The organism is Shewanella decolorationis S12 (genome assembly GCF_000485795.1).
In the GTDB taxonomy this organism is placed as follows: domain Bacteria; phylum Pseudomonadota; class Gammaproteobacteria; order Enterobacterales; family Shewanellaceae; genus Shewanella; species Shewanella decolorationis.
In genome coordinates, this window is sequence record NZ_AXZL01000042.1 from 1 (window position 1) to 4,051 (window position 4,051).

Sequence of the window (4,051 nt, forward strand, 5' to 3'; positions counted from 1 at the left end):
ACCCGCGCTCTTGGGTGGAACACTACAATATTAACGGCGGTCAGAAGGGGGCCAACTCGTTTTCTCAGGCCGCAACCCGCGCTCTTGGTTGGACGCGCCCATGCGCTGGAAGGCGCCACAGCTACGCCCAAGAACGAATGTCCGAGCTTCAAAATTCAGGGCTAAACCGCGCCCATGCGCTGGAAGTGGTTTCCCAAGAAATGGGGCACTTTAGACCAGAGATCACGGAGACTTATTTACGATGAGTTTGAGACTTTTCATCATACTGCTAACCCTTGGTGCTCTTGGTTTTTGTGGGTATTGGGTTTACATGAATATCCCCTTATTTGGCCTTGCCACATGGAACGGGGAGAAATGGGATTTAGCCGCGACAGGCTGGTCGATTTTTAAGGCTGGATGGGTATTTGCCGTCCCTGGTATCGGTTTAGCCCTGGCGGTGATGCTTCCCCTCCAGTGGTTGCTGTATCAATCCGCCACAGATACCGACCACGCTAACGAAATCGAGAAATTGAAACGGGATTGCAAACAGCAAATTGAAACCCTGCAATTTAGCCTAAACACGGCTGAAACTCAGGCGCGAAACGCGATGAAGGCCGCTGAAAACGAATACAAACAGCGAAACGAGCAAGCCGAAAATCTGGCGGCACAAGCTCGAAACGAACTCCAAAAAGCGCAAAATATGCAGCAGCAAGCAGTTAATTACGCCAATCAATGTGAATTAAACGTGCAGGAAGCCGCCCAAATCGCACGCAGAGCCGAAAAAAAGAAAAATGCGGCTCGTGGCATGGCTGAACGCAGAAAACGCAAATTAGCGCGTTCTGAGAGCATTTAAGAGCGTCTAGCAGGACAAAAAGCCAAAGCGCCTCCCATGGGGGCGTCCCCCATCCCCCCTAAATCTCAATTTGATTGTGTTACAAATTCAAACTATAATTGATTTTGTAACATAATCAAAAGAGGTTTCTATGTCCGATACACAAAAATCAACCCGAGGCGGTGCCCGTATCGGTGCTGGCCGTAAGACCAAATACGAAAAGACCGTAGTCATGCGGGTTCCAGAGAAATACAAAGAGGCGATCTCCGCCCTGATCGCCTATCTCGATGACACCTCTCACATCTCAAAACATTACCCGCAGGGATCGCAATCAGATCCCGTGTTTCTGCGTTCACTGGACGATAACGCCCAAAATATCACGTACAGCACGAAGCCGATTTAATGCGCTTTGGCGCGTAGCGCCAGCATGGGAGCGTAGCGATACGCTCTTAGGGAGGGGCGCTTTTTGCCCCATCCCCCGTCCTGCTAAGCCGCTTTTGCTTTTCAAACAGACCTATCCGCACCACTACGGCCTGACGGTCGGAGACAAAACCAGCTTGCAGGTTCAAAACCTCGCCCCTAGCGCAGCTAGGAAATGGCGAGGCATTTTTGGGGAGGGGTGGAGCCTTTAGGCGACCGTGGGGCAACGCCCCTTGGTCGCGGCGCAGCCGCCGCTTTCGCGCGTGTACGCGTATGTTTTTAGTTCTTGTTTTTAGTTCTTGTTTTTACACGCGCGCGCGAGGCTCGCCTGAAAGCCTTGGTATGCTTGGGCTGTAGCGTTTTTTGGTACTTATTTAAAAACGACATTTAAATGGTAATAAACGACATTTAAATGGTAATAAACGACAAAATAATGGTGTATTCCACAACTTCGAGGGCAAATAATTTTTTGTCGTTGATTTGTTTTGGGCCACCTGTTATAGATAGACCCACAATTAAAAACGACAGGTTAATGGTATGGATTTGGCGGTGGTGGAAAGTGATTTAGGGGAGTGCAATGTGACTATGAGCAATGCACTGGCAAGGGCATCTCATGCGCTGTCGTTGATTGAAAAACGGGTATTGGCGGCGTCTATTGCCCGTGTTGATAGCCGCAAGGGAAACAAGATACACGCGCATTTAGCGGAATTTTCCAAGATCCGTATTTCGGCATTGGATTACGCCGAAACCTACGGCGTAGACCCTAAAAACGCTTATGAGCATTTAAAGAGCGCAGCAGATCACTTATTTGAGCGCCAATTCTCGATCAAGTCAGGCTCAGGCCGTTATGAACGTATAACCCGCTACAGATGGGTTTCTAGCGCGACCTACGCGAAAAATGAGGGGTTTATCGAGGTGAGTTTTACGCCCGAAGTCTACCCGCATTTAAACGCGCTCAGGAACCAGTACACCACGTACAAACTCAAGAACGCCGCCAGTTTCCGCAGTGCGTACTCGTGGCGGTTGTTTGAAATCGCCCGATCTTGGTTAGAGCATTGCGCCAGCGGCCAAGTCGTCACAATCACAGTCGAAAATCTCAGGCATCAATTGGAATGGCCAGAGAGTTACAAATGGAACGATGCTCGTAAACGCGCCATAGACCCTGCGGTTGCTGAAATCGCGCAATTTGAACACTTGGACATCACATACAAGGTCGTGAAGCATGGCCGCAGCATCCACGCGCTTGAATTTGTGTTCAAAGAGCAATCTCAGCTCGAAATGAAAATTTGATTTTGTAACATAATCAATCTGAATGCACGTTGGACAGCAAGAGCAAAAGACCAACGTGCATTTTTTTGCCTCGGCGTTCCCGATATTTCTCTGTGCATAACTTACTAACGTAAGTCAAACACAGAGAAATATCGGGTTTATACTAATTTCGCGCACAAATTTGAAAAGCAAATGCTTTCGGAGTACGATTTAGGCTCTTATGGAACTCATGCAGCCTATTGCATGCAATGAACACCGGCACATTGTTAAACCCGCCGAGACATAGTGTTGAGCTATGTATCTGGTAACCCGCCAGCATTTAATTGAAAACGGAGCCGCAGTGTTGAACTGTGTATCTAGCGTCCCGCTAGCATTAACTTGAAATAGGAGAACTGATGGAGACAGAAAATCCCGTGTAGCTACGTTAAGCAAATGTTTTGTCAGCATTAAATGACACGATTTTTTGGTTGGATAGGTGCGAGCCAGAGACGCGATAATTCTCAAATCGGGCTAATAGGTGTTAAGTCATCGCTGCCGTTTTAACGGTTGTATTTATACTTAAAATTTGAATTTGTAACTTTTTCAATGACAGAATTTGATGCTGCCGCAGAAGTGGCGAAACTCAAGGCGCAAACCAAGGCGATCCGCAAGCGGTCTTACTTTCGGCGGATCTCAATGCTGGACAAATATCGGGGCGAATTGCTGACGATGTACCGCGCTGGTGCGTCTGGTTCCGAACTGTTGCGCTGGCTCAAATCGAAGCGCGTTGTCTGCGCTCATTCCACCCTGTCCCGCTACCTGAACAAACACAATGGGTAAATTTGCCAAGGCCGAGACACAGGCCGCCAGTGTCGTTAAAGCCCTGCAAAAAAACGGCGCGATTCGCTCCCTCGTGACTGCAAAAAATTACACGGATGCCCTGACTCGCGTGGGGCGTTTCGTCAAAGAACAGCGGCTCTCGCTGCGCGAATTAACCCCTGAAATGGCCGTGAATTATCTGAATATCCGCGGCGAAGAAGTGGGGCAGAAAACACTGGATCAGGAGCGCCACGCGATCCAGTGCATGATGCAGAATTTGACAGGGAAACTCGGCGAAAACGAAAAGCTACGCCCTGACCCATCCGAACACCAACAGATCCTCACCTCCCGCAGCTACACCTCTGAACAGGTGGCATTGGTGGCCGCCGCGCAGCGCGAAACTAACGCGCTATCAACCGCGATTGCCCACGCCGCAGGCCTGCGTTCTCACGAACTGTTAACGCTCAGGCGCATCGAGGAGCGAAGCCCTAGCCCTGATGCCGTATCCAGAGCCTTACCAGAAAAGTTTTCAGGCCGTGAAGGGGTGCATTACACCGTGAAAGGCAAGGGCGGTTTAGTCCGTGAAGTGGTACTCCCTGCAGCACTGTCAGAGCGCCTCGAAGAACGCCGCTTTGAAACGCCGCAGCGCGTCACCGATAGGGGGGTTCACTACGGGCAACACTACAATATTAACGGCGGTCAGAAGTGGGCCAACTCGTTTTTTCAGGCCGCAACCCGCGCTCTTGGTTGGAG

At 49.9% G+C, this 4,051-nt stretch carries 5 protein-coding genes and 1 pseudogene; all 6 read left to right on the forward strand.

Annotated features, from left to right (window positions below):
• Window positions 1-245 (forward strand): annotated as a pseudogene (locus SHD_RS22220) (site-specific integrase); the annotation flags it as partial.
• A 65-nt stretch (window positions 246-310) separates the two neighbouring features.
• A complete protein-coding gene (locus SHD_RS02345; RefSeq protein WP_039977243.1) occupies window positions 311-832 on the forward strand; it encodes a hypothetical protein in 522 nt (173 codons plus the stop codon).
• Window positions 833-962: 130 nt separating this feature from the next.
• A complete protein-coding gene (locus SHD_RS02350; protein WP_023265669.1) occupies window positions 963-1,214 on the forward strand; it encodes a hypothetical protein in 252 nt (83 codons plus the stop codon).
• A gap of 554 nt (window positions 1,215-1,768) precedes the next feature.
• Window positions 1,769-2,521: a replication initiation protein gene (locus SHD_RS02355; RefSeq protein ID WP_023265670.1), complete on the forward strand. Its 753-nt coding sequence runs from the start codon at window positions 1,769-1,771 to the stop codon at window positions 2,519-2,521.
• A 564-nt stretch (window positions 2,522-3,085) separates the two neighbouring features.
• Entirely contained in the window at window positions 3,086-3,319 is a 234-nt protein-coding gene (locus tag SHD_RS02360; RefSeq protein ID WP_023265671.1) for a hypothetical protein, read from the forward strand.
• On the forward strand, window positions 3,312-4,051 hold a 740-nt coding region (locus tag SHD_RS02365), incomplete at its 3' end, for a hypothetical protein (RefSeq protein WP_023265672.1). The genes SHD_RS02360 and SHD_RS02365, both read left to right, overlap by 8 nt.